General features: G+C 68.8%; 20 protein-coding genes. 11 read left to right on the plus strand and 9 right to left on the minus strand.

What is annotated here, in order from left to right:
• The first annotated feature begins 80 nt into the window (after positions 1-80).
• Positions 81-1,106 (plus strand): tyrosine recombinase XerC, encoded by a 1,026-nt coding sequence (locus AMYNI_RS0127350; protein ID WP_084628484.1) that lies wholly within the window; start codon positions 81-83, stop codon positions 1,104-1,106.
• Complete coding sequence (locus AMYNI_RS0127355; RefSeq protein ID WP_425387914.1) at positions 1,103-2,125, plus strand: FliA/WhiG family RNA polymerase sigma factor; 1,023 nt, start codon at positions 1,103-1,105, stop codon at positions 2,123-2,125. The genes AMYNI_RS0127350 and AMYNI_RS0127355 overlap by 4 nt, the downstream gene beginning before the upstream one ends.
• A 21-nt stretch (positions 2,126-2,146) precedes the next feature.
• Here the strand turns inward: AMYNI_RS0127355 and AMYNI_RS0127360 are convergent, their stop codons facing one another.
• On the minus strand, positions 2,147-2,638 hold the full coding sequence (locus AMYNI_RS0127360; protein WP_020671268.1) for a M23 family metallopeptidase: 492 nt from the start codon (positions 2,636-2,638) through the stop codon (positions 2,147-2,149).
• A gap of 508 nt (positions 2,639-3,146) precedes the next feature.
• Here AMYNI_RS0127360 and rpsB point away from each other — a divergent pair.
• The 6 genes from rpsB (at position 3,147) to AMYNI_RS0127390 (ending at position 8,286) form a co-directional block, all read left to right on the plus strand.
• Positions 3,147-4,022, plus strand: coding sequence for a 30S ribosomal protein S2 (gene rpsB / locus AMYNI_RS0127365; protein ID WP_026360994.1), 876 nt, complete (start codon positions 3,147-3,149; stop codon positions 4,020-4,022).
• Positions 4,023-4,122: 100 nt separating this feature from the next.
• The gene (gene tsf, locus AMYNI_RS0127370; RefSeq protein WP_020671270.1) at positions 4,123-4,938 is read left to right on the plus strand and encodes a translation elongation factor Ts; all 816 of its coding nucleotides are present in this window, start codon (positions 4,123-4,125) and stop codon (positions 4,936-4,938) included.
• A gap of 98 nt (positions 4,939-5,036) precedes the next feature.
• The gene (gene pyrH, locus AMYNI_RS0127375) at positions 5,037-5,783 is read left to right on the plus strand and encodes a UMP kinase (protein WP_026360995.1); all 747 of its coding nucleotides are present in this window, start codon (positions 5,037-5,039) and stop codon (positions 5,781-5,783) included.
• An 81-nt stretch (positions 5,784-5,864) separates the two neighbouring features.
• Positions 5,865-6,422 carry a ribosome recycling factor gene (frr, locus tag AMYNI_RS0127380; protein WP_020671272.1) on the plus strand — a complete coding sequence of 186 codons (558 nt, stop codon included), beginning with the start codon at positions 5,865-5,867 and terminating at the stop codon, positions 6,420-6,422.
• Positions 6,422-7,312, plus strand: a complete 891-nt coding sequence (locus tag AMYNI_RS0127385; protein WP_020671273.1) for a phosphatidate cytidylyltransferase — start codon at positions 6,422-6,424, stop codon at positions 7,310-7,312. Before frr ends, AMYNI_RS0127385 begins: the two co-directional genes overlap by 1 nt.
• Positions 7,309-8,286, plus strand: a complete 978-nt coding sequence (locus AMYNI_RS0127390; protein WP_020671274.1) for a phosphotransferase family protein — start codon at positions 7,309-7,311, stop codon at positions 8,284-8,286. Before AMYNI_RS0127385 ends, AMYNI_RS0127390 begins: the two co-directional genes overlap by 4 nt.
• Here AMYNI_RS0127390 and AMYNI_RS0127395 read toward each other — a convergent pair.
• Positions 8,274-9,119 carry a VOC family protein gene (locus tag AMYNI_RS0127395; RefSeq protein WP_026360996.1) on the minus strand — a complete coding sequence of 282 codons (846 nt, stop codon included), beginning with the start codon at positions 9,117-9,119 and terminating at the stop codon, positions 8,274-8,276. The two genes, AMYNI_RS0127390 and AMYNI_RS0127395, sit on opposite strands and share 13 nt — an antisense overlap.
• 276 nt (positions 9,120-9,395) lie before the next feature.
• Here AMYNI_RS0127395 and AMYNI_RS45490 point away from each other — a divergent pair, with 276 nt between their 5' ends.
• Positions 9,396-10,139, plus strand: a complete 744-nt coding sequence (locus tag AMYNI_RS45490; RefSeq protein ID WP_245574217.1) for a class I SAM-dependent methyltransferase — start codon at positions 9,396-9,398, stop codon at positions 10,137-10,139.
• Positions 10,140-10,174: 35 nt separating this feature from the next.
• Here the strand turns inward: AMYNI_RS45490 and AMYNI_RS0127405 are convergent, their stop codons facing one another.
• Entirely contained in the window at positions 10,175-10,846 is a 672-nt protein-coding gene (locus AMYNI_RS0127405) for a PadR family transcriptional regulator (RefSeq protein WP_026360997.1), read from the minus strand.
• Between the two features lie 120 nt (positions 10,847-10,966).
• Between AMYNI_RS0127405 and rlmN the strand changes: the two genes are divergently transcribed.
• Positions 10,967-12,073, plus strand: a complete 1,107-nt coding sequence (gene rlmN / locus AMYNI_RS0127410; protein WP_020671278.1) for a dual-specificity RNA methyltransferase RlmN — start codon at positions 10,967-10,969, stop codon at positions 12,071-12,073.
• Between the two features lie 369 nt (positions 12,074-12,442).
• Positions 12,443-13,264 carry an SDR family NAD(P)-dependent oxidoreductase gene (locus AMYNI_RS0127415; protein WP_020671279.1) on the plus strand — a complete coding sequence of 274 codons (822 nt, stop codon included), beginning with the start codon at positions 12,443-12,445 and terminating at the stop codon, positions 13,262-13,264.
• An 80-nt stretch (positions 13,265-13,344) separates the two neighbouring features.
• Here AMYNI_RS0127415 and AMYNI_RS0127420 read toward each other — a convergent pair whose 3' ends face one another.
• The 6 genes from AMYNI_RS0127420 to AMYNI_RS0127445 form a co-directional block, all read right to left on the minus strand.
• Positions 13,345-16,164, minus strand: coding sequence for an AfsR/SARP family transcriptional regulator (locus tag AMYNI_RS0127420; RefSeq protein WP_051116371.1), 2,820 nt, complete (start codon positions 16,162-16,164; stop codon positions 13,345-13,347).
• Between the two features lie 85 nt (positions 16,165-16,249).
• Positions 16,250-18,268: a hypothetical protein gene (locus AMYNI_RS0127425; RefSeq protein WP_157357496.1), complete on the minus strand. Its 2,019-nt coding sequence runs from the start codon at positions 18,266-18,268 to the stop codon at positions 16,250-16,252.
• 62 nt (positions 18,269-18,330) lie between these two features.
• Positions 18,331-20,001 carry a hypothetical protein gene (locus tag AMYNI_RS0127430; protein WP_169515774.1) on the minus strand — a complete coding sequence of 557 codons (1,671 nt, stop codon included), beginning with the start codon at positions 19,999-20,001 and terminating at the stop codon, positions 18,331-18,333.
• 316 nt (positions 20,002-20,317) lie between these two features.
• Positions 20,318-20,923 (minus strand): hypothetical protein, encoded by a 606-nt coding sequence (locus tag AMYNI_RS0127435; RefSeq protein ID WP_020671283.1) that lies wholly within the window; start codon positions 20,921-20,923, stop codon positions 20,318-20,320.
• Positions 20,916-23,969 (minus strand): LamG domain-containing protein, encoded by a 3,054-nt coding sequence (locus tag AMYNI_RS0127440; RefSeq protein ID WP_084628486.1) that lies wholly within the window; start codon positions 23,967-23,969, stop codon positions 20,916-20,918. The genes AMYNI_RS0127435 and AMYNI_RS0127440 overlap by 8 nt, the downstream gene beginning before the upstream one ends.
• Complete coding sequence (locus AMYNI_RS0127445) at positions 23,966-25,246, minus strand: baseplate J/gp47 family protein (RefSeq protein WP_020671285.1); 1,281 nt, start codon at positions 25,244-25,246, stop codon at positions 23,966-23,968. The genes AMYNI_RS0127440 and AMYNI_RS0127445 overlap by 4 nt, the downstream gene beginning before the upstream one ends.

A 25,246-nucleotide genomic window follows, 5' to 3' on the forward strand; every position in this document is an offset into this window, starting at 1 on the left:
GGGCGGTTCCGCAGACCGGAGGCCCAACCTGGTGTGGCGATACTTGACCACGGGCCGGCAATCGCGCAGCGTGAGGATCCATGTCGTCAGCGAACGGTCACGATCGCGGCCAAGGCCGGGCTGGACGCCGCCCGGACCTGCGCGCGATCCGGGCCGGGCTGCCGGCAGAGACGGCCGGATTGCTGGTGGACTACGAACGTCACCTGCGGTTGGAACGCGGGCTTTCCGAGCACACCGTCCGGGCCTACCTCGGTGACCTCGTGCTGCTGCTGGGGTTTCTGCACGGTGTCCCCGAGCCGCGACCAGGGCGCGAGGCGGTGCCCACTCTCGCCGGGCTGGAGGTGGGCGTGCTGCGGGCCTGGCTCGCGGACCAGCGGGCCACCGGCGCGAGCCGGACCACACTGGCCAGGCGCGCCGCGGCCGCCCGCACCTTCACCGCGTGGGCGCGGCGTACGGGAGCGCTCGCCACCGACCCCGGCGCCAGGCTGGTGGCGCCGCGGCCGCATCGCACGCTGCCCGGGGTGCTTCGCGCGGACCAGGCCGGCGAGGTGATGCGGGCGTCCGGAGCGGGCGCGGCGCAGCTGGACGCGCCCGCGGTGCGCGACCACGCGGTGCTCGAACTGCTTTACGCCACCGGGGTCCGGGTGTCCGAACTGTGCGGGCTTGATCTCGACGACCTCGACTTCGAGCGGAGGGTGGTGCGCGTGCTCGGCAAGGGCGGCAAGGAACGGATGGTGCCGTTCGGAGTTCCGGCGGAACGCGCCCTGCGTACCTGGCTGACCGAGGGCAGGCCGGTACTCGCCGAAGCGGCCACCAAGCAGGCGTCCGCGGCACTGTTCCTTGGCGTTCGCGGTGGCCGGCTGGACCCGCGTACGGTGCGGCGGGTGGTGCACGACGCGGTCGATTCGGTGCCCGGCGCTACGGAGATGGGGCCACACGGGCTACGCCACACGGCGGCCACTCATCTTCTGGAAGGCGGTGCTGACCTTCGCAGCGTTCAGGAACTGCTCGGTCACGCTACGCTTGCCACGACGCAGCTCTACACTCACGTGACGGTCGAGCGGCTGAAGGCGATCCATGACCAAGCGCATCCCAGGGCCCGATGATTCCGGGGGAGCAGAGGCCAGTCTTCACGTTCAGCCGTCGCGCGCGGACGGAGCCGCCGAGCACACCCGCCCGTACTCCGGTTCCGGGCGTGCTACCGACAACGTACGAGCCCGGAGAGCGAACTGACCCCGCCACTGCCGAGAACGGCGGTCCCGTGACCGCCGACCTCCAGGTGAACGACACCGACCGCGCTGACACCTCCTCGCCGGGCGGTGATGGCGTCGTGCCCGCACGAAGCGCGACGCGGCCGGGCAGCGACGTGGAGGCGGGGGTCCAGGCGCTGTGGCAGCAGTTCGCGCGGGCCCCACAGCAGCGGATCAGGGACCGGCTCGTGCTCCACTACGCGCCACTGGTCAAGTACGTGGCCGGCCGGGTTGGCACCGGCCTGCCGACCCATGTCGACGTGGGCGACCTCGTGCAGTCCGGCATCTTCGGCCTGGTCGACGCGATCGAGAAGTTCGATCCGGACCGCGGTCTTCGCTTCGAAACCTATGCGATGCAGCGCATCCGCGGCGCCATCCTGGACGACCTGCGCTCGCAGGACTGGGTGCCCAGGGTCGTGCGGGCCCGTGCGCGGGAGGCGGAGCGGGCCCTGGAACGGCTCGGCGCCCGGCTGAACCGCACGCCCACCGACGCCGAGCTGGCCGTGGAGCTCGACATCAGCGTGGACGATCTGCGCGATCTGTACGGCCAGCTGCAACTGACCAGCGTGGTCGCACTGGAAGACCTGGTCGCGGCCGGTAAGGACTCCGGTTCGCTGGTCGACACCCTGCCCGACGACGACGCGATCGACCCGGTCGCCGTGCTGGTGGACCAGGACAACCGGCGGCAGCTCGCCGAGGCCATCGCGCAACTCACCGAGCGCGACCGGATCGTGGTCAGCCTCTACTACTTCGAAAGCCTCACCCTGGCCGAGATCGGCAAGGTGCTCGGGGTGACCGAGTCCAGGGTCAGCCAGCTGCACACCAGGGCGGTGCTGCGGCTGCGGGCCAAGCTCGTGGAGCAGGCCAGCAGCTGATCCGCGCCCGGTCAGGTCCGGTCAGCCGTCCCAAGGCTTCAGGCGCAGGACCGAATCGGTCTGGATCAACGTGAGCGGGTTGAGGTACTCGTCGCCGCGCCTGACACCCCAGTGCAGGCAGGCTTCCACGGCGCACTCCGGGTGCCCGGCCAGCACGGTGGCGACTACCTGCCCGCCCGACACCTGGTCCCCGGTCGCCACGCCGGGACTCACCGGTTCGTACGTGCTGCGCAGGCCACCGTCGTGGTCGATCGACAGCACTTCGCGGCCCGCCACCAACCCGGCGAACACCACCACGCCGGGACCGGCGGCCAGTACCTGCTGGCCGGTGGCGGCGCCGAGGTCCACTCCACGGTGGCCTGGGCCGTATTCGGAGCTGGGGGCCTCGAAGGGTCGGGTCACCGCGGGCTCCGGCGCGAGCGGCCAGCCGAACCGGGGTTCCTGGTACACCGGCGGCTCCGCGGCCGCGGCGATCGGCACCGCGAGTACGCCGGTAAGCAGCAGAAGCAGCAACAGGCGGCTCCGCCGGAACCTGGGCGGCCGCCGGTGCCTGCCCGGCCGCCTGTCCGGTAGAGGGCGTCTGTTCCGGTTCACCTGGCGAGCGGGAACATTTGAGCGTTCCTGAGCGATATGAGTCATGCGTCCAGCGTCACCGGTCATGGCGGGCGGTGGGGGGTGCGCCGGAAATCTGTGGACAGCCGGGACGCATGTGGACAACTCGGTGGTTTCGGTGCTGCCGGTGCGCAGGGCTCCGGGCCGTCGGCGTACACTATTTTGCGCAGCTCGCGTAAGCGGGCTGACTTCGCACGCGAGTGCATGTTCCGAGGTTGTCCAGTGCGTCCAGCGGTTCGCCTGGTGAGCGGAACGCACGGTGTCCGGCGGTCCCAGCGGTGAACAGTCGAAGGGTCCGGGCTCCGGCCTCGCGTCAGGGCTGCTGACCACCCGGTCAGTAGCGGAAAACCGACCATGCACGCCGGCGCGGACGCCCGGTGTGCTCAAGACAGAAGAGGTGCAACCGGCCATGGCCGTCGTCACCATGAAACAGCTGCTCGACAGCGGCGTGCACTTCGGGCATCAGACCCGCCGCTGGAACCCGAAGATGAAGCGCTACATCTTCACCGAGCGCAACGGCATCTACATCATCGATCTGCAGCAGACGCTGACCTACATCGATCGTGCGTACGAGTTCATCAAGGAGACCGTCGCGCACGGCGGCACCATCATGTTCGTCGGCACGAAGAAGCAGGCCCAGGAAGCGATCGCCAGCGAGGCGCTCCGGGTCGGCATGCCCTTCGTGAACCAGCGCTGGCTCGGTGGGATGCTGACCAACTTCCAGACCGTGCACAAGCGCCTCCAGCGCCTCAAGGAGCTCGAGTCGATGGAGCAGACCGGCGGTTTCGTCGGGCTGAACAAGCGCGAGATCCTGACGCTGACCCGCGAGAAGGACAAGCTGGAGAAGACCCTCGGCGGTATCCGCGACATGTCCAAGGTGCCCAGCGCCGTGTGGATCGTGGACACCAAGAAGGAGCACATCGCGGTCGGTGAGGCCAGGAAGCTGAACATCCCGGTCGTCGCGATCCTGGACACCAACTGCGACCCGGACGAGGTCGACTTCCCGATCCCGGGCAACGACGACGCGATCCGCTCCGCCGCGCTGCTGACCAAGGTCGTGGCCGAGGCCGCCGCCGCCGGGCTGATGGCCCGCTCCGGCCGCAACGGTTCCGCGGCCGAGGGCAAGGACAAGCCCGAGCCCGGGGTCGCCTCCGACGAGCCGCTGGCCGAGTGGGAGAAGGAGCTGCTCGCCGGCTCCGAGACCCCCGCCGAGGACGCCGGCCAGGCCGCCGGGAACGTCGAGGCCAGCACCGAAGCGCCTGCCGAGCAGACCACCGCTTCCTGATTCACCGCCAGGGTGGCGGGCCGGCTCCGGTCGGCCCGCCACCCGGTACCAAGCCAGCACACATTTCACGCGCGTACCGAAAAAGGACGGACAACGCACGATGGCGAATTACACCGCGGCAGACGTAAAGCGCCTCCGCGAGCTCACCGGCGCCGGCATGATGAACTGCAAGAAGGCGCTCGAAGAGAACGACGGCGACTTCGACAAGGCCGTCGAGTTCCTTCGGATCAAGGGCGCCAAGGACGTCGGCAAGCGCGCTGAGCGCGCCACCGCCGAGGGCCTGGTCGCCGGCGACGGCGGCGTGCTGATCGAGCTCGACTCGGAGACCGACTTCGTCGCCAAGAACGAGGAGTTCCAGCAGCTCGCCGAGAAGATCGTCGGGGTGGCCAAGACGGTCAAGACCGACGACGTCGAGCAGCTGAAGGCCGCCGAGCTGGACGGCAAGACCGTGAACGACGCGATCCAGGAGCTGGCCGCGCGGATCGGCGAGAAGCTCGAGCTGCGTCGCGTGGTGGTCTTCGAGGGCACCACCGAGACCTACCTGCACCGCCGTGGCGCCGGCCTGCCGCCCGCCGTCGGCGTGCTGGTCGAGTACACCGGTGACAGCGCCGACGCCGCGCGCAACGCGGCGATGCAGGTCGCCGCGCTCAAGGCGAAGTACCTGAGCCGCGACGAGGTGCCCGCCGAGCTCGTCGAGAACGAGCGGCGCATCGCCGACCAGACCGCGCGCGAGGAGGGCAAGCCGGAGCAGGCGCTGCCCAAGATCGTCGAGGGTAAGGTCAACGCCTACTACAAGGACAACGTGCTGCTCGAGCAGCCGTCGGTGACCGACAACAAGAAGACCGTGAAGGCTCTTCTGGACGACGCAGGCGTGACCGTCACCCGGTTCGCTCGCTTCGAGGTCGGCCAGCAGTAGATTTCGATCGGCGTGACTGTGCCCCGTCTCCGCTCACTTCGGGGACGGGGCACAGTTGCGACGGGACACCGGAGCAGCAGGTGAACACGGAGGACGAGATGACTGCAGAGCGGCCCGACGGCGGTTACCGGCGGGTATTGCTCAAGCTGGGCGGCGAGATGTTCGGCGGGGGCGCGGTGGGTGTCGACCCCGACGTGGTGCATTCGGTCGCCGTCCAGATCGCCGACGTGGTCCGCACCGGGGTCCAGATGGCGGTGGTCATCGGAGGGGGCAACTACTTCCGCGGCGCCGAGCTTTCGCAGCGCGGCATGGACCGGGACCGGGCCGACTACATGGCCATGCTCGGTACCGTGATGAACTGCCTTGCCCTGCAGGACTTCCTGGAGAAGGAAGGGCTGCCGACCCGCGTGCAGAGCGCGATCACGATGGGGCAGGTCGCCGAGCCGTACATCCCCCGGCGCGCCGAGCGGCATCTGGAGAAGGGCCGTGTGGTCATCTTCGCCGCCGGTGTCGGCATGCCGTACTTTTCCACCGATACCGCCGCCGCGCAGCGCGCGCTGGAGATCGGCTGTGACGCGGTGTTGATGGCGAAGGCCGTGGACGGCGTCTATACCGCCGACCCGAAGAGCGACCCCGGTGCCAGGATGTTCCACGAGATCACCCACCGCGAGGTTCTGGAGCGCGGGCTGAAAGTAGCCGACGCGACCGCCTTCAGCCTCTGCATGGACAACCGGATGCCGATTATTGTGTTCAACCTGCTCACCGAGGGGAACATCGCCCGCGCGGTGAGTGGTGAGAGGATCGGCACCTTGGTCAGTACCCCCGCCGGAAGGCCGTCCGCCTAGACCTGGTGGGATCTGCACCGTGCTTCTTGCGGAAGACCTTGAAGAAGACACAGCACAACCACACAGACAACGGGAGTAGCCGTGATCGACGAGACCCTCCTCGACGCCGAGGAGAAGATGGAAAAAGCAGTGTCCGTCGCCAAGGAGGATCTGTCGTCGGTACGCACCGGCCGTGCCAACCCGTCGATGTTCTCCCGCATCGTGGTGGAGTACTACGGCGCGCCCACTCCGCTGAACCAGCTGGCCAGCGTGAGCATCCCGGAAGCCAGGATGGCGATCATCAAGCCCTATGACGCCAGCCAGCTTGGAGCGATCGAGAAGGCGATCCGCGAGTCCGACCTCGGCGTGAACCCGGGCAACGACGGCACCATCATCCGGATCACCATCCCGCAGCTCACCGAGGAGCGGCGCAAGGAGATGGTCAAGGTCGCCAAGGGCAAGGGCGAGGACGCGAAGGTCTCCATCCGCAGCGTCCGGCGCAAGGCCAAGGAAGAGCTGGACCGGATCCAGAAGGACGGCGAAGCGGGCGAAGACGACGTCGTGCGCGCTGAGAAGGAACTGCAGAACCTCACCGACAGCTACGTGCACCAGGTCGAAGAGCTCGTCAAGCACAAAGAAACCGAGCTGCTCGAGGTCTGATGGCCCAGGTGAGCGAGGAACGCGAGAACGTGGCGCAAGCCGCGCAGCCGGAACAACCCGAGGAACCGGCCAAGAAGGCGTCGCGGGCCGGGCGGAATCTGCCCGCGGCGATCGGGGTCGGTGTCCTGCTCGGCGCCGCGATCATCGGTTCGCTGCTCACCTGGCGCTACCTCTTCATCGCGATCATCGCGGCGGCGATCGCGGTGGGCACCATCGAGCTTGCCGGTGCGCTGCGCCGGGCGGCGGCCATCCGGATCTCGCTGATCCCGGTGCTGGCCGGTGGCCAGGCGATGATCTGGTTGGCCTGGCCGTTCGGCCGCGAGGGCGCGCTCACCGCGTTCGTGCTCACCGTGCTGGTGTGCCTGCTGTGGCGGCTGCCCGGCGGTGCCGACGGGTACCTGCGGGACGTCGGTGCCTCGGTGTTCGCCGCCGCCTACCTGCCGCTGTTCGGTGCGTTCGCGGCGATGCTCGTGCCGCCGGTGGACGGCGTTGGCCGGGTGCTGGCGTTCATGATCGGCGTGGTCGCCTCGGACACCGGTGGCTACATCGCGGGTGTGCTCGGCGGCAAGCACCCGATGGCGCCGTCGATCAGCCCCAAGAAGACCTGGGAAGGCTTCGCCGGTTCGATGATCGCGGGCGTGGCCGCCGGCGCGCTGACGCTCAGCCTGCTGCTGGACGGGCAGGCCTGGCAGGGCGTGCTCTTCGGCGCCGCCATCGTGCTCACCGCGACCCTGGGCGACCTGGTGGAGTCGCTGATCAAGCGTGACCTCGGCATCAAGGACATGGGCACGATGCTGCCCGGCCACGGTGGCCTGATGGACCGGCTCGACTCGCTGCTCCCGTCCGCGGTGGTCTCCTGGCTGCTGTTGTCGGCTTTCGTACCCGCGTGATCCCGGACATCCGCTCGGACCCGGAGTACGTGCGGCTGCTGGCCGACAGCCGGTACTGGGCGCCGTTCGCCCGTGAAGCACTGGCCAGGCACGGGTACTCCGCGCCGGAGCGGATCGTGTCCGGGAGCAAGGGCACCTATCCGACCATGCTCACCGATACCGGCCTGGTGGTGAAGATCTTCGGCGATCGCTGGTGCGGGCCGGACAGCCACGCGGTGGAGTCCGAGTTCTACGCGCTGACCGCCGGAGCCGGCCTGCCGCTGCCCGAACTGCTGGCCGCCGGTGAGCTGGGTGCCGGCGGCACGGGCTGGCCTTGGCCGTACCTGGTCACCAGCCGGATGCCGGGGCTGCCGTACCGCTCTGCGATGTCCACAATGGACGAACGGGATCGGCTCCGGTTCGCGCGGGAACTCGGCGGGCTGGTCCGCCGGCTGCACGAGGTCCCGCTCGACGGCGGCAGCCTGCTGGGCGACGGCACCAGGTTCGCCGCCCTGCTGGACGAGCGCCGGGCCCGGGCGGTCCAGGACCACCGCACCTGGGGCAGGCTCCCGGCGAAGCTGTGCGACCGGCTCGACGAATACCTGCCCGCACCGGCGGAGTTGCTGCGTGCGACCAAGCCCGTGCTGATCCACGGCGACCTGCATGCCGATCATGTCTTCCTGGACGAAGCCGGCGCCATCACCGGTCTGATCGACTTCGGTGACACCTACGCCGGCGACCCGCGCTACGAGCTGGTCGTCCTGCACCTCGGGCTGTTCTTCGGCGACAGCTCGCTGCTCGGCGCTTTCCTGGAGGGCTACGGCTGGGGCCCGATCGACCCGCACGAGTTGCTGGCCTTCACCCTGCTGCACGATTTCGACGTGCTGGCGGACTTTCCGGCCGAACGCCTAGCCGGGCTCGACTCGCTGGAGCAGCTGGCCGACCTGCTGTGGAGCGTGCCACCTCAGTCGGCTCAGTCGGCTCAGTCGTCGTAGGGGTCGTCCACCTCGGCCCGGCCCCAGCCTTCCACCACGCGTGAATGGTCGATCACCGAGAACACCGCGCCGTCCGGATCGGCGAGCACCGCGATCCGGCCCCATGGCGTGTCGTACGGCTGGATCACCACCGTGCCGCCGAGCATGATCGCGTGCCCGGCGGTCGCGTCCGCGCCGCGGGCCGGGTCGACCTCGAAGTAGATCATCCAGTGCGGCGGGGTGTCCGAGCGGTATTCGGGGCCCATCACGTAGCGGTACACCGTCGGCTGGTGGTCGAGCCGCCACTCCACGTAGTCCACGCTGTGCAGGTCGCCGACCTGCTGGGTGGTGTAGTTGAACAGCTTGCCGAAGAAGTGGTCGGCGGCGACGCCGTCGTGCGTGTTGAGGTCCGCGCCGGTGAAGCTGTTCGGCATGCCGTTGCCGAACTGCCAGGTGTCCAATGGCTGCCAGAACACCACCGGCGCGCCGGTGGGGTCGATCGCGTGCAGGATGCTGCCGCGGTCCGGGATCTCGACCGGGCCGAGGGTGTTCTGCCCACCGAGGTGCTCCACCCATTCCGCGGTGGCCGAGGTGTTGTTCACCGCCAGGTGCATGGTCCAGCCGACCGGCTGGGTCGCGGCCGACCGGTACAGGCCGCCGACCGGGATGTCCCCCAGGGTGGCGATGGCGTAGCGGCCGGTCGGCGTCGCCGGGTCGCGGTGCACCTGGTACTCCCAGCCGAACAGCTCACCGTAGAACCGCTGTGCGGACAGCTCGTCCATGGCGGCGAGCTCGACCCAGCAGGGTAGTCCCGAGGGGAGTACGGCTCGCGCCGTGGCGGAATCGACCGACATGCTTGCCCTCCCTTGCGCGCTTGTCGTGTACGGCAGGATCCTACTGCGGCGCCGGGACGTTCATCCCGTTGATGGCACAGGTTGAAACCGGAGTGCGTCGAAGTGTTCACCTTTTCGGTCGGCGGGGACAGACGCCGGATGGGTGCCCAATATGCTGGTGACGTGAAGAAGTTCGCTCGCGCCGCAACAGAACTTCCCTCGTCGTGGCGTAGGCGAGGAGCTTCTGGTTGGCTCACCGAACTGGAAGGCAATTCGGTTAATCGGCGCAAAGTGGACATTTTGCCCAGTCCTAATATCTGGTACTACCCGCGGGCATACGAAATCGAGAACCGCGCGCAGGACGTCGACGGCGAGATCTGGCGCGTGCTCGCCGAGGAATGCGACTGGTCCGGTCTCGACGTGCTCGACGTCGGCTGCGGGGACGGTTTTCACCTGCCGCGTTTCGCCGAGACCGCGAAGTCGGTGCTCGGCGTGGAGCCGCACCGCCCGCTGCTGCGGCGCGCGGAGCGGCGGGTGGCCGTGCTGCCGTCGGTCGGGGTGCGCCGTGGCGCCGCCCAGCGGCTGCCATTGCCGGATCGCAGCGTGGATCTCGTCCATGCCAGGACGGCGTACTTCTTCGGTCCCGGTTGTGAACCCGGGCTGCGCGAGGCGGATCGCGTGCTGCGTCCCGGCGGCTCGCTGGTGATCGTCGATCTCGATGTGTCCAGCGAGCCCTACGGCCGGTGGATGCGCGCTGATCTGCCGGACTACGACCCGCCCGGGGTCGATGCCTTCTTCGCGGATCAGGGATTTCGTTGCCGCCGCGTGGAAACCCGATGGCGGTTCGACGGCCGTGCCGCGATGGAGGCCGTGCTGAAGATCGAGTTCAGCGCCCCGGTCGCGGCCAGTGCGATCGAGGAAGTGTTGCGCGGCAACGACTCTGGCCAAGGGCTCGCGGAGGGCTCTGGGGTCACGCTGCCGGTGGGTTATCGCGTGCACGTCCGGCGCAAGCCGGCCGGGCTGGTGCTGCCCGGGAGTTAGCGGGCCCGGCAGGACCCGCTAACTCCCTGTGGCGCTCACTCTTCGGTCTTCGAGTCGTCCGTGTCCGGTGCTTCCGGCTCGTCGGTCTCGCCGAGAATGCCGTAGATCGTCCGGCGTGCCTCGTTCAGCGCCTCCACGGCGCGCGCCTGCTGCGCGGACGAGCCGGCCTGGGCGACCTGGAACACGGCGGCGGCCAGCATGCCGCCCGCCTTGCGCAGGTTGACCTCGTTCGGGTCCACGTCGTGCGCGATCTGCTCCCACGGCGGTGCGCCCTGCTGGCCCTCCGCCGCCGCGCGGCCGGTTTCGGTCAGCTCGAACAGGCGCTTGCCACCGTCTTCGGTGCTGGTCACCAGTCCTTCGTCGGCGAGCAGCTGCAGGGTCGGGTAGACCGAGCCGGGGCTCGGCTTCCAGAATCCGCCGCTGCGCTCCGCGATCTCGCTGATGATCTCGTAGCCGTGCCGGGGCTGCTCGGCCAGCAGGGTGAGGATCGCCGAGCGGACGTCACCGCGCCGGCCGCGCCGGCCGTGCCCGCGCGGTCCACGGCCGCCGGGGCCGCCAGGGCCGAAGCCGCCGCGCATCCAGGGCGGTCCGCCGGGCCCGCCGGGTCCACCAGGGCCCCAGCCGGGAGGGAATTCGCCGAACCCGCCACGGGCCCACGGGCCGAAAGCGGCGCGGACGTGCGGAGGTGGGAAGGGTCGTTGTCTCATGATGGGTTCCTTTCAACGTACTGTTCCGACACGTTCACGATATATCGGAAACAGTCGGCTCGCAAGGAACGGTCGCCGCGACGCCGGTCACCCGGCACGACGTGGGACAATGGACCGGTTATGACTGCCCTCCCTCTCGTCTTCGACGCGCCCAAGCGCGGCCTCCCGCCGCGGCATCTCGCCGACCTCTCCGCCGACGAGCGGGCCGCCGCGGTCGCCGAGCTCGGCGAGAAGCCGTTCCGCGCCAAGCAGCTGTCCAACCACTACTTCTCCCGGCTGACCGTCGACCCGGAGGCGATGACCGACATCCCGGCCGCCTCCCGGCAGCGGCTGGTGGACGAGCTGATGCCGCCGCTGCTCACCGAGGTGCGGGCGCTGTCCTGCGACGACGGCGGCACGCGCAAGACGCTGTGGCGCGCGCACGACGGCACCCTGCTGGAGAGCGTGCTGATGCGCTACCCGGACCGGGCCACGCTGTGCATTTCCAGCCAGGCCGGCTGCGGAATGGCCTGCCCGTTCTGCGCGACCGGGCAGGGCGGCCTGGAGCGGAACCTGTCCACCGCGGAGATCGTCGACCAGGTCCGCTCGGCCGCCGCGGTGATGCGCGACGGTGAGATGGTGGGCGGGCCGGGTCGGCTGTCGAACATCGTCTTCATGGGCATGGGGGAGCCTCTCGCGAATTACAAGCGGGTGGTGGCCGCGGTTCGTCGGATCACCGAGCCCGCTCCGTCCGGTTTGGGAATCTCGCAGCGTTCGGTGACGGTGTCGACCGTGGGCCTGGCGCCGGCGATCCGGAAGTTGGCGGACGAGAAGATGCAGGTGCGGTTGGCTGTTTCGCTGCACACGCCGGACGATGAGCTGCGAGATACTCTGGTTCCGGTGAACAACCGCTGGTCGGTCGACGAGGTACTCAATGCGGCCCGCTATTTTCTTGACCGCACGGGCCGTCGCGTGTCGATCGAGTACGCGTTGATCAGGGATATCAATGATCAGCCTTGGCGCGCGGACCTGCTGGCCAAGCGCCTGCGCCAGCATTTGGGACAGCTGGTACACGTCAACGTCATTCCGCTGAACCCGACACCGGGCTCGAAGTGGGACGCTTCGCCGAAGCCTGTGGAGCGTGAGTTTGTCCGCCGGGTCAACGCCGGGGGAGTGGCCTGCACCGTGCGCGACACCCGCGGCCAGGAGATCGCCGCCGCATGCGGCCAACTCGCCGCTGACGGCTGACTACTACGGTTGCGCGTCTTCTTCACGCTGACGAAGCAGTGAGCACCGGTGCCGGTTTTCACCGGACAGGTGAGTGCTCGTGCGGTGGCTCGGCGAGCAGGACCCAGATCGCTACCGACGGGACAGCTTCCGCAAGGAATCTGTAAATTCGCTCTCGGGCCGCTTGAGGTCGCGGCGCCGCATCGGTTGCCTGGACAGCGTGGGCAAAGGCGGCGTCCGAGGGCTGGGGCGGGGTGTGCGTCATGACGACCGGCCGCCCGATCCGGGGCCGGCCGGAGATACATCGCGCGAACGCTGATTCACCGGCCGGCCGGTATCCCCCACCCGCCGGCGCTTTTTCCGCGCCCTGGAATCCACTTTGGATGAATCATGCCCGAAAACCCTGTCGTACTCGTCACCGGAAGCAGTGCCGGCATCGGTTTCGAAACCGCACGCCTGCTCGCCGCCGACGGCACGACCGTCATCGCACACGCGCGCACCGAAGAAGAAAGCACGCACACGTTCCAACGCCTGGTCAACACCGGTATCGACCCCCGACGGCTCCGACCCGCGGTCGCCGACTTCGCCGACCTGCGCCAGGTGGCCGACCTCGCGGCCACCCTCACCGCGGAGCACCCGCGGCTCGACGTGCTGGTCAACAACGCCGGGACCGGCGGCACCAGCCACCGGACCATCACCAGAGACGGCCACGAACAGACCCTCCAGGTCAACTACCTCGCGCCCTACCTGCTCACCCGCCTGATCGAGGAACCCCTCGCCCGCTCGCCCATCGGCCGGGTGGTGAACGTGTCCTCCACACTGCACCGCGGCGGCCGGATCAACTGGAACGACCTGAACTGGAAACGCCGCTACAACCGCGGCGCCGCCTACGCCCAGTCGAAACTCGCGCTGACCATGTTCACCACCGCCCTGACCGAACTGCGGCCGAAGATCCGCGAAGCGGTCAGCGTGCACCCAGGCATCATCACCACCGCCATGCTGCCGTACTACAGCTACCGCGGCCGACCCATCCCCGACGGCGCCGAAGCGGTGGCCAAACTGGCCAGGCCCGACGCGAAAGTGCTCACCGGCGGCTACTACGAGGGCCGGCTGCCCTCGAAGGCATCGGCTGCTTCGGTGGATCCGGAAGCGGTCGGCAGGCTGTGGCGGCTCAGCGAACGCCTGACCGCACTCGACAAACACCGCGGCTAGCGGAAAGGCGCGGTCCCGCCCGGAGCGAGCGGTCGGTCATCACGTCGTTGGGAAGCGTGTCCTGGATGGTCAGCGCATCGTCACGACCCGCACGTACGTCGCTCGATCCGGTCGGCCGCGGTGTGCAGGTCTTGAGCGCGATAAAGTTCGATGGCTTCTTTCCAGGCGCTTCGAGCTTCCGCGTTCCCCCCGAGCGCGTTGTGCGTATCACCGACAGCGGCGAGGACACCCGCTTGGCGGTAGGTGTTGTCGAGGTCGTGCCAGTACGCCAAAGCCTGTCCGTAGTGATCGAGAGCTTCGGCGTGCTGTCCCGTGGCATGGGCGATCGCGCCGAGACTCTCCAGGCTGTCCGCCTCCCCGAAGACGTCCTTTTGCCGCCTCGACAGGTCCAGCGCGGCTTCGCAGTGACACCGGGCGTCTTCGTAGTGGCCGAGCCGCGTGTGGCAGGCGCCGATCATGCTGAGGGACCGCACTTCCCATTTCGGGCTTTCCAGCCGTCGGTACAGGTCCTTGGCATTGATGGCGTGGTGGAGCGCGCGGCGGTCGTCGTGCTGCTGGGTCCAGGCGAGCGCCAGTACGAAGTGTGCTCCCGCCTCTCCGAGTACATCGCCGACCCGCATGGAGAGGGCCAAGGATCGTCTCAGGTGGTAGAGCGCTTCCGTGGCTTGCCCCAACGGCGCGTAGACCAGGCCGAGCCGACGATGGGCCCTGGCCTGGACGGCGGTGTCACCGAGCCGCTCGGCCGCCGCGAGCCCCGCCCGCCACGAGGTGATGTTGTCGTGCAGGTGGCCACGTCGGTAGTGGTAGTTGTCCAGCGTCCAGGCCAGCTGCCAGACCGCCGTGTGCCAGCCTTGTTCCTCGGCGATCGCGCGCGCCGTCAGGACGTTCTGGTGATTCGCGTCGAACCACGCCATCGTTTCCGCTTCACCGGTGAGCACGAGCGGCAGGCATTCGGGGGGCGCCATGCCGACGTCGATCGACGGGTGCTGCTGGTCGAGCAGCCGGGTGGCGCGGTAGGCGGTGTGCAGGAAGAAGCCGACCACCCGGTGCAGGGCCGCCTGCCGCGCGGCATCGGATTCCTCGGTCAGTGCGACGGCGTGTGCGTGCTGGCGGATGAGGTCGTGGAAGCGGTACCGGCCGGCCACCGGCTGCTCGAGCAGATGCTCGTCGACGAGACCTTCGAGGAGCCGTTCGGCCTCCGGCCGGTCCACCCCGGCGATGGCCGCGGCCGTGGCGGCGTCGAGGTCCGGGCCACGGTGCAGGCCGAGGAGCCGGAACATGCGGCTCGATGCGGCCGCCAGGTGGTCGTACGACACCGCGAACGCGGCCGCCACGCTGCGGTCTCCCGCGGCCAGCTCGGTGAGTGGTGCGCGCGCCTTGCCCAGCCGGTCCGCGAGATGGTGCACTGTCCAAGCCGGACGGGCGCGGAGCCTGGCTGCGGCGATCCGGATCGCCAGTGGAAGCCGGCCGCAGTGGCCGACCACGTCGCGAATCGTCTCGGCCTCCGCCGCCGAACGGCTTGCCCCGACGATGCCGGTGAACAAAGCGATCGCGTCGGCTTCCGGTAAGACGTCCAGTGACAGGAGCTGCGCGCCTTCGAGGTCGAGCAGTCGCCGTCTGGCGGTGATCAGCACCAGGCTCCGCGCGGTTCCGGGCAGCAGTGGGCGGACTTGTGCGGCATCGGCGGCGTTGTCCAGCACGACCAGGACGGATCTGGTGGCCAGTTCGGCACGCCACAGTGCCGCCGTCGCTTCGGGCTCATCGGGAATGTCCCGGGGCGGGACACCGAGCGCGCGCAGGAGAGTGTCCAAAGCGGATATCGGCGTGACTGCGCGCTTCTTGCTGGTGTGACCGTGCAGGTCGATGAACAGGCAGCCGTCGGGATAGTGCTCAGCGAGCCGGTGCGCGGCGTGCACGGCCAACGCCGTCTTGCCGACACCTGCCATCCCGTCGATCGCTTCGATCACCACCGCGGTCGGTGCGGTGGCGAGGACACTGGTGCGTGCGGCCAGCAGCTGGTCGACCTCGTCCCGGCGGCCGGCGAAGTCGGCGATATCACCCGGCAGGTCGTTGCGGCCAGCTTCTCGCGGGGCCGGCCGCGTCCGTACCGACGGCTCCGGGCCGAGTAACCGCACGTCGTTGTCCAGCACCTGCCGGTGCGTCTCGACCAGCCTCGGCGAAGGATCCAGCCCGAACCGCTCGGCCAGCACCGACCGGGCCCGCCCGAACGCCTCCAGGGCGTCCGCCTGTCGCCCGGCCCGGTACAGGGCCGTCATCAGCAGTTCCCACAGCCGGCTGTGCCCAGGGTGGCGTTCGGTCAGCGCGACCAGTTCGTCGGTCAAGGGACCGTTCGCCCCGGTGGCCAGTTCGGCGGCGATCCGATCCTCGGTCGCACCCAGCCGCAGCGTGTTCAGCCGCGCCGCCTCCGGGCGGAGCATCGGGTTACCCGCGAATTCTCCGTAGGCGTCGCCGCGCCAGAGCGACAACGCCGCGGACAACCGTTCGGCGGCGTCCGCGGGCCGCGACCGGGCGAGTGCCTCACGACCTGTCGCGACGAGTCGTTCGAAGGTCGCGGCGTCCAGGCGATCCGGCGCCAGCCGGAGCAGGTAACCGGCCGGATGCGTCCCGATGAGGTCGGCGGGAGCCAGCGACCGGCGCAACCTCGAGACGTAAGTTCGCACCGTGCGGTGGGCGTCCGGTGGGGCGTCCATCCCCCACAATGCCTCGACCAAGGCGCCGACGCCGACCACCCGGCCGGCGTTGGCGGTCAGCAGGGCGAGCAGTGTGCGGATCTGGGCGCCACCCAGCTGAAGCACCCGATCTTCCGCGCGCACCTCGAACGGGCCGAGCACGTGGAATAGCACGTGCCCGCCCGGTCTGTCGCCCGCATCCAGCCCCACGTCCTAAAGGATGACCGGCAAGGGCCCTAGATACACCCGCCTAGCACATGGACCACGTGTCTGAACAAGCTGAGCAGCTGGAACCTCACTCGAGATCCTTGCCGTGAGCGACCGCATACATACGGGTTGTAGGGTTGTAGGCTACCGTCACTTTGCGATTTCCGATTTTGACGTATAGGGCGTCGCTGAAACCCTGGGCGAGTAGGCCTGGATTGCCGATCGTGCCTCTCTCGGGAAGCACGCGGAAGTCGCCCTGGCCGGCGAATACCTTTTCCAGACTGTCGAACTGCTTTCGGACGAGCTCGGGGGCTCGCGTCACATCCTCCAGCTGCTTTGCCCGCCTCCGCTGCTCTCTCCGCGTCTGATCCCGTTCTTTCTCCCTATCCCGCTGCACCTCGAGATCTTCCTGTTCCCTCCGCTCTCGTCCCGGCTTCCGCGGCGCGCCACCTGCAGTCCTGTCGCGGGCCGGCCGCTTGCTCGTCGACAAAGGGACGACTGTGCCCGTCGTAGCGGTTGGTTCGGGCAGCGCCTTCGGCCGCGCAGTGTCCCCGATTTCGGCCTTGCCGGTCGGTTCGGGTTGCCGCACCTTGACCGTGGGCGACTTTCGCGGCGAGCCGGGGACAAGGTCGAACACCGAACTGAAGAAGTCGAACAGTTCCCACCAGTCGCCCCCGGTCGGTGGCGCGGTGGCCAGCGGCGCTATGGAAGATGCTGCCCCTCTCTGGTCGGCGTCGGCCTGGGCTTGCGACCACTTGTCCGCGACCTGGATCACGAAACCCGTGGCACGCACCGCGGCGCCCAGCGGTCCCGTCGCGAAACTGAGGACGAGAAGGAACATGTCCAGCAAGTCACGGGCGAAGCTCCGCGGTCTGGCTCGTCCTTCCCTGATCAGCGCTGCCTGCACCGTTCCCTTCGACAGGTTCAGCTGGTCCAGCGTTTCCTCGATGACGAGGTCGAGTTCGAAGATGTTCTCGGGATCCTCACGTAGTTTCTGCCGGCACTTTTCGAGGTTTTCCAATTGTCCCTGTGCGTTCTGCCGCAAGATGTCACCAAGACGATCCGGGCTGATTCTGCCCTGTCCGACTCGCAGTGCGACTCGCCTTGCCGGTTCTGCCATCAAGATCGGGTAATCGTTGACGATCTCCAGCATGCCGTCCTCGGACACCTGAGGCTTGTTCTGCACCGCCGCCAGCCTCGTGGCCAGCCTGTTCAGCTCGTCCGGTTCCCGATAACGCTGGAGCTCCCGCCGCAGGACCTGCTCGCTCTGCCGCATGGTGAAAAGCGCGATGTTGATCGCGCGGTCGCGGACGACTTCTCGCAGAGCGCGGACCGCTTTGTCGAACTCCGCCGTGTCCTGGAAACCAACCGCGACGAGGTCGCGTTCCAGCTCTTTCGCCGCCCTGTCGACCCGACGTGCGGCGTAGCCCTCGGTGCTGACGCGGTAATACTCCTTGATGGCGGCGTAGGTTCCCTCCAGGCCTTGGAGCCGGGCGATCGCCTTCGCCTCCTTGCGCCGATCTACGCGAGCGTGCGCCTTGTCTATTTCCGCCTCGACGGCCGCCTGCTTGGCCACCGCGGCCTTTGCTTCGGCGAGCACCGAGCTGCGCGAAAAATCGTCGAGATGACTGTTCACCTCTGGCCAATTTCGGGGAAAAGCCTTGTTTTCATAGTACTTGTCCAGTGCCTCCCATTCCACGTCGGTGAAAACCTCAAGGCGGTCGTAGGCGCGCTCCATGAGAACGAGGTGCTCCAGCGTGAGGCGCGCGAATTCTGGAAAGTTCCGTCTCCCGATCCGGCGAAGATGTTCACGCACACCGACGAAGTACCGGATCATCACCTCTGAGCAGAGCTTCTCCGCCAAGCCGAAATAGGCACGAAGGCCCTCGTCGATCTTGAAGGCTTCGGTCTTCGTCAGGCGCACCGGTTGTCCACCACTGTCATAGCTCGGCACCGCGTAAAGACCACCACCGGGCTGTCTTGTCCGGCCGGTGAGCGGTTCTGCCCTCGTAGTCACCCCCGCCTCATCGGGCGCAGCCAGGCGCACCCCGCGAGCGACGCCGGACAGCACGGTTGTGACCAGCTGCCGCCGGACCTTCGGGGACATACCGTCGCCACCGGAAGCGACGCGGGGCACCCGATACCGCCGCCTCATCGGATTCCCGGCCGTCATCGGATGTACCGAGCCAGTTCGGCGGGCGGAACCGGAACGAGGTCGTCCCGGTCGACCCAGAACTCGTTCAGTTCGCCGACCGCGGCGGTCAGGCGTGCGGTGGGATCGGGGTTCCGGTAGTAGCGGGTCGCGCCGAACCGGCCGTCCCCGGGCTTCGGGCCTGCGACGAAACTTTCGATGATCCGGCCCGTTTTGGGTTGCCGGTCCAGGATCGGGCGGCCGGCGGCCTGCACTTCGTCCAAGACGTCGTCGATATCCGCGCCGACCCAGTACGCGCTGACCAACGCGGATCGCTCGGCGTCCGCGTTGGCCGGGGTGACCCTGGTCCGGATATCCGTGCTGAACCAGCCGCCGACGTCGTGCTCGGGCCCGACCACGCGTACCCACGGGTCGGGACCGAAAAGCCGCTGAGAGCTGATGATTCGCTGTTGCGGCCCCCGCCCGCGGCCACCCTTGTGCGCGGCGCGGTAGATCTTGGTCTCGGCACCGTGCTTGAGCCGGAAGACCTGATGTCGCTGGGTGGCGGTGAAACCCGCAGCCTCGGCGCGCATCTCGGCGTCGAGGTCGGCCAGTGCCTTCGCCCGGATCGGCGCGATCACGTCGGTGAGGTCGTACCGGCGCCGCTTCGCGCGATCGTTCTTGCTGACCGTGGCGTAGTACCTGACCTGCTCGGCCCGCATGCGCTGCGCGGCGTCCGGCTCGTCCGGGATCGCCGGGGACAACTCGATCGCGTCGAGCTGCCGGGCCACGTCCACGAAGTGCAAGAAGTCCTGGTAGCTACGGATCACTCTGGGCAGATTTCGCCGAAACGCGCCAACGTCGATGTCGACCACGTACGGCCACGAGGACGAACCGAACGTGCTCACACTCGCCGTGCTTCCAGGCGGCAGCGGGGCCTGCGACCAGACGTCCCAGACACCCATGGTCGGGTTGGCGCCGACCCAGGTCCAGAAGGCGAACTCGGCGTTACCCATGGCGATGTTGCGGTTGGCCTGGCCACGGGCGCGGTTGACGGACGAAAGGACTTCGTTGACCGCGACGATCGCCCCCACCGCACCCGCCACGGCCCGTTGCGCTCCGCTGAACCGGCTCGACGACGGGGGAGTGGGCAGCGGTGGTCGGACAGGCGGCGGCCCGCCGGGCACCGGCCCGCCGGACGCGGGCCGGAAGGTCATTTGCCCGCCCAGCCACAGATACTCGATCGTCGCGCCGGTCCGGTTCGCCGCTTCCCGCATGGCTCTCTGGCAAGGGCCGCACGGGTTGTACTGACCGAAGATGGTCATGACGTCACCGGGCCGGAGATTCGCGTGCCGCACCGCCCGTGCCTCGGTATGGGTCTCGTCCACCCTGGCGGGATACGGAAGTGCTGCCTCTTCCGGGGTCCTGTTCCCGCTGACCAGTTCGGTCCGCGAGATCTCGACACCCCCTCGCGAAACCACGACGGTGGCATGGTGCGGCGGACGGAAGGTGCTCTCCACGGCCTCCGCCAGATCGGTCGCGTTCGACGGCGTCCGGTTCCGCAGCACGGCGCGCGCCGTTTCATCGCCGATCGAGGGCGCGGCCCGACGCCTCAGCTCGCTGTCGGACATCTTGGTGTAGCGGTCCCAGAGCTCCTCCGCGGCCTTCTTGTCGGTTGGCGCCCGATGACGCAGTTGCCTGAGTGTCAAAGGCTTTTCCGGCACCGCTGACTTCGTCTTGCCGCGCGGTTTCTTCGGCCGCACAGGAACCTCGACCGGTTCGCCATCGTCCTGATAGGACGGGACAAGATGCCCCCCAGCGCTCGCCCGCGTCGGATCGTAGCGTTCGCATACCGGCTCGGGCACTACCGGCAAACGGCGGTGCCGCTCTGCCAGTACCCGCTCAGCCTTCGTCAGCCGCGTGGCGACGGCGCGGGCCACGGTGTCGCTGAGCGCGTCCAACTGGGCCTTCGTCGGTTCGCCCGTCACCCGCACGGTGACCGGAACGTGGCATTCGATCCGCATATCAGGGGTTGACGTAGGCGAGCTGAATGGAGAACAACGTGACCGGGTCGCTCGCCAGGAATCCGCCGCTGTTCGCGGAGAACACGTAACGGAAGTTCGCGAGATCTACCACATTGAGTGCCGTATTGGGTAGCACGCGCGGCGCGTTGAACGGGGTGCTCGCCGTGCTGAACGAATCCACGCTTTCGGACACGCCGCCGACCACCGCGACCCTCCGGAGAAAGAAATCCGTGTTCCCGGCCGACGCGGCGCCCTTCCCCCGTACCGTCAGTGTCGTCATCCGGGCGCCGTGCGGAAGCGCCAGGGGAATCACCCCGTTCGGCAGACCGGCCGAAGGCGCCTCGGCGACTCCTGTGTTCAGGATCGCCCAGGCGTTCGAGCCCTTGATCGGGTGGAACGTCGGTGCGATCGAGAGGGTCACCTCCGGCGGCCTGATCTTGGTCAGCTCGGCACCGATGTCGCCGACCACCGCGGACACCGCCAGCAGGTCGCTCTCGATGGTGTTGAACCGCGTGTTGAACCCGTTCGGGCCGTCGGCTTCGACGCGGTCGACGTTGTCCACCCAGTCGTCGTGCTGAAACTGCGGCGTGTAGCTGATGTCAGCCATGGCTGGTCTCCCTTCGCTTTGGTGGCAACGTGTTGCGCACGCGGAACTTGGGAAAGGTGAAGTCCGGATTGCTCGCGGCCGGATCGTCCCGGACCTCGACCGTGTGGTCTCGGATGGCTTCGGTGTCGACCTCGACCCCGACCGGATGCAGGGCGTGCAGGATGTTGAGGATCAGGTCGTACTGATCCTTGGCGAGCACCGTGTCCGGCCCGGACCGCAAGCCGACGCGGAAGGTGTAAGGGGCGACGAGCCCTGGTTGATCTCCGAGCTGGTAGGAAGCCTGCACCCAGGCCAAACCCGCTGACTCGGCACGTACCGTGGTGGTCGGCAGCCTCGGGTTGCCGAGAACGGTTCGCGCGTCACCGAACGCGCTCGTCGCCCAGCCGAGCCTGTCCGGACCGTCCGGCAGCGCGGGCTGCACCGAGACCTCCAGGGCGGTGCCCTCGTCCAGTTCGATGACGGGGCTGTCGTCCTGTCCTCGCACCACGACCAGTTCCCCCGGCGCCTGCCGAATGATCACGGTGGACCCGGTGCGGGTGACATGGCCGAATCCGAAGGCATGCGCGAGCGATCCCAGCACAGCGGCGTTGATCACCGGGTGACTCACGACTAGCTGCCGCCCGCGGGCGGCGAACTCGTCACCGCCGGGCTGGAACGCCGAGTGCACCACGAGCCCGCCGGCCGGCGCACGCCGGGACAGTTCGGTGAGCAGCTCATCCAGCAGCCGCGCCACCGCGGGTTGCATCAGGCGGTTGTTCTCACTGGTGCCGTAGTTCACGCGGGAGTCATCATGTCGCAGCAGAAATCGCTGCTGGAAGAGCTCGTGGGGATCACTCACCACCGACGTTGGTGCGCCGAGTGCGCCGTCGGCGGCGATCGACTGAGCGTCGGGAAGCCCGGGCAGCCCGATGCGCAGCGGGCGGCTCGCCGCCACGGTGTTCCGGGCCAGGGTCACTTCGGCCCGCAGGACCAGCTGGCCCGCCGCGGTGGCCAGCAACTCGGTCACCGGCAGTTTGCTCGTCGTGATCGACCCGCGTCCTCGGCCGCTGGGCACGATCAGCCACCGCACCGCCGAACCCGGCGGCGGCGCCGGCCGCAGCGACAGGGTCACCGAAGACCCGGTGTCCAACTCGACCGGCCCGGCCGGAGCCGGAGCGACGTCGATGGCGAAGTAGTCGCCGAGGGCCATGGCCGCGTAGACCTGCGCCCCGTCGGGCTGAGCGTCCGGGTGGAAACGCACGAAGTCGAACCCGGCACGGTGCGCCAACGCCGCCAGCCGTCCCGGCGCGATCGTGCTGTGCCCCAGCAGAACCGCACGCCCACTCGCCCGCAGATCCGCCGCGTCCGGATCGTAGGCCGCGCTGATCCGCAGCCTGCCGCCCGGTTCGGCCGCCGCCAACGCGACCAGCCGGTCCAGCGGCGCGGCCAGGCCGACCTGGATCAGCTGCGGGTCGGCCGGTGCGCCCGGTTCGCCGAAGTCGACATCCGTGCGGTCGTACCGCAGCAGGAACGCCGGGTCGAACCGCTCCTCGTCCGCCGCGGTACCAACTATGTCTACTTCGGATGTCCGGCGTGAGCCCGCAGCGTCAAGGGATTCACCCGGCTTGAAGGTGACGGGACGGATGCGGATCAGCCGGGTGCCGCGAGCCAGTGGCGCGTTGCGGTCCGCCACCACCAGCTGGTCCGGCAACCCGTCTATCGTGCCGACGAGTTCGTTGAGCATCACCTCGAGGTTGGCGGCAGTCGGCAGGGTCCAGCGTCGGAACACGCGTAGCCGCCTGCGGTAGTGCTCGTCCGCCTCACCGAGCGCCGGCGAGAAATCGGCTCGGGCAACCGAGGAGATCCGCACCTCGTCGATCGCCCCGCGGAACCCGCTGCCACCGGGCCCGATGCGCAGCGGGGCGGTGTTCGATACGGCGCCGAGCGCACCGAGCGGCGCACTGGCCCGCAGCCGCCCGTCGACGTAGAGCCGGAGGGTTTTCGCGGCCCTGTCCAGTACCCCGGCGACATGGGTGAACGCATCGACCGGCAGATCGACATCTGCGAAAAGCGTGACCGGCGGGTTGGCTCCGTCGGTCACCACCAGCCGCGGATTCCGCTTCAACCCCCGCTTGAAGTCGCCGATCGACAGTAGCCAACCGGCACCCGAACCCCCAGGACCCGGGTGCCGGAAGAGTAGATGGCCGTCCTCGCTGGTGGCGTCCGGCCGGACGAAACACTCGACGGTCGCGTCGGCGTCCGCGGCGATGTCGAACGCGGGATCGCCGGCCGCCTCCACCGCGGCGTCGGACGAGTCGAAGGCGAACGCCGGGCCGTACCGGCCAGGCGCGCCGGGCCGCACGGCACCTCGCAGCGCACCGGGATGGCCGCTACGGCCCGGATAGCGGCCGGTGAGGTCACCGGCCACGGCGCTTCCGGCGGCCTCGTCGAGGTGATAGAGCGCTACGGTGCCGTCGTCGAATCCGTAGGGCAGCGGAGGAAATCGCGGCACGCCGAGGTCCGCGCCGATCAGGTCGAGACTCGGCCCTGCCGCCGTGCGCAGGTGCCGCTGCGCGACCGTGCGGATGAAGTGGCTGCGGAGCTGGTCGCGTTCGCCGCCGACGACCCAGAGCAGCTTGGCCATGGTGCCCAGCAACGCGGTCAGCCGCCAGAACCCGTCCGCACTGCCGTCGGGTGGGGCGGGCGTCATGGTCAGGCCGGTGATCCGGACCTCCGGCGACACGGGGATGTCCAGCGGAACCGATACCCCGGCGAGCGACCCCGCCGGGACGGTCACCGTTGCCGTCGCTGGCGAGCCGCCAGGTTGGACATAGCGCACGGCCACCACGGTTCCCGGTGCCAGGTCCCGGACGAGTTCCAGCACATAGCGAGGTGCCGGTGGCCGGCCGAAGAGGGCGAAATGGTCGGTGAAGTCGTACGCCTCGACGTCGGCGGTGGCCGGGGCACCGGTCGACGACAGGCGCAGGGCCAAGGTGTCCGCACCACGGGCGAACGGCGACGTGAGCCGGCGTCCCATCCGGACGGCGGCGAGCCCCGGCCCTGTCATGACGTCACCAGCGTGAGATCGATCGTGTCGCCGCCCGGCGAGAACACCGCCAGTTCGGTCGGCCCCATCACCAGATTCTCGCCGACCGGTACCTCGACCAGCGTGCTCTCCTGAGCCTCGCGCGGGGTGCGGCGCAGGTGCAGCCGCCGCACGTCGAGAACGCCCGGCTCTTCGACGAACGTCCGCACCACCTGCGAGTACAGCACGTCGCCGCCGAGCCGCTGGCCCCTGATGCCGGCCGCCAGCCGTTGGCGGATCGAGGCGAGCAGGGCGGGGCCGTCCGATCCGGGTTCGACCACCACCGTCGCCCGCACCCCCACCTCGACGTGGTCCGCCTCGATGATGTTCGGATGAATGCCGACCGGCCGCACAGCGCCGACGGCCTCGGCGACACGTTCGAAGATCCCTCGCACCGGACCGATGGTTCGCCATGGCGCACGGGTTTCGTGTGCGACGACGACATCGAAGAAGTACGGTTCACCGATCCGCCTCGCCTCCGCGCTGAAGGCGAGCCGGCCGAACAAGAACCTGCCGAACACGCTTCGCGAGACGTCCACTCCGCCGAGCGGATCGGATAGCGCCACGTCGAGCACTCCGCTGATCCCGAACGCCGCCTGTGCCACCGCCTCCACCGTCCACAGGTTGCGCGCCAGGCCAGCCAGTCGGGCTCGGTAGACGTCGTCCGATTCCGTCTCGGTGCCGCCGGCGGTCACCCGCGGGTTGGTGACGGTCAGCGTGGCGTCGCCCAGATCGGCCAGGAAGATCGAACCGTAGGTGGGGTCGATGCCGACGATCTCGCCGGCGAGCACGTCACCGCCGGGTCCCGGTTCGAAGGCGACCACTTCGGCAGTGGTGCTGGTGTTGCCCTCGTCCAGCGTCACCGACGCGGTGGTGCCGAACGCTCGCACGGGAGTCCCCGTGATCACGATGGCCCCCTCAGGCACGACATAGCGCCTCCCCGGCGCTGCGTTCCCCAGCGTGAACAGCACCTCGCCGGTACTCGGCAACTGCGGTCGTGCCAGTCCGACGTCTTCGCCGAGAAGATCGAGACCGTCGCCGACGGCGGTCGAGACGAAGCTGCCGTAGTAGAGGTCCTCCATCCGTTTCCACAGCTCGCCGTCCTCGGCCGCGGTCACCTCCAGGATCTTGCGCAGTGCGCTGGTGCTCGTCAGGTCGACGTCGTCGAAGACGGCACGCGCACGATCGAAGGCTTCGCTGAGGATCCGATCGACCGGTTTGAGCACGAAGCCCTGCTCGGTCACTCCGAAATCGGTCAT

This window comes from Amycolatopsis nigrescens CSC17Ta-90 (assembly GCF_000384315.1).
GTDB lineage: Bacteria > Actinomycetota > Actinomycetes > Mycobacteriales > Pseudonocardiaceae > Amycolatopsis > Amycolatopsis nigrescens.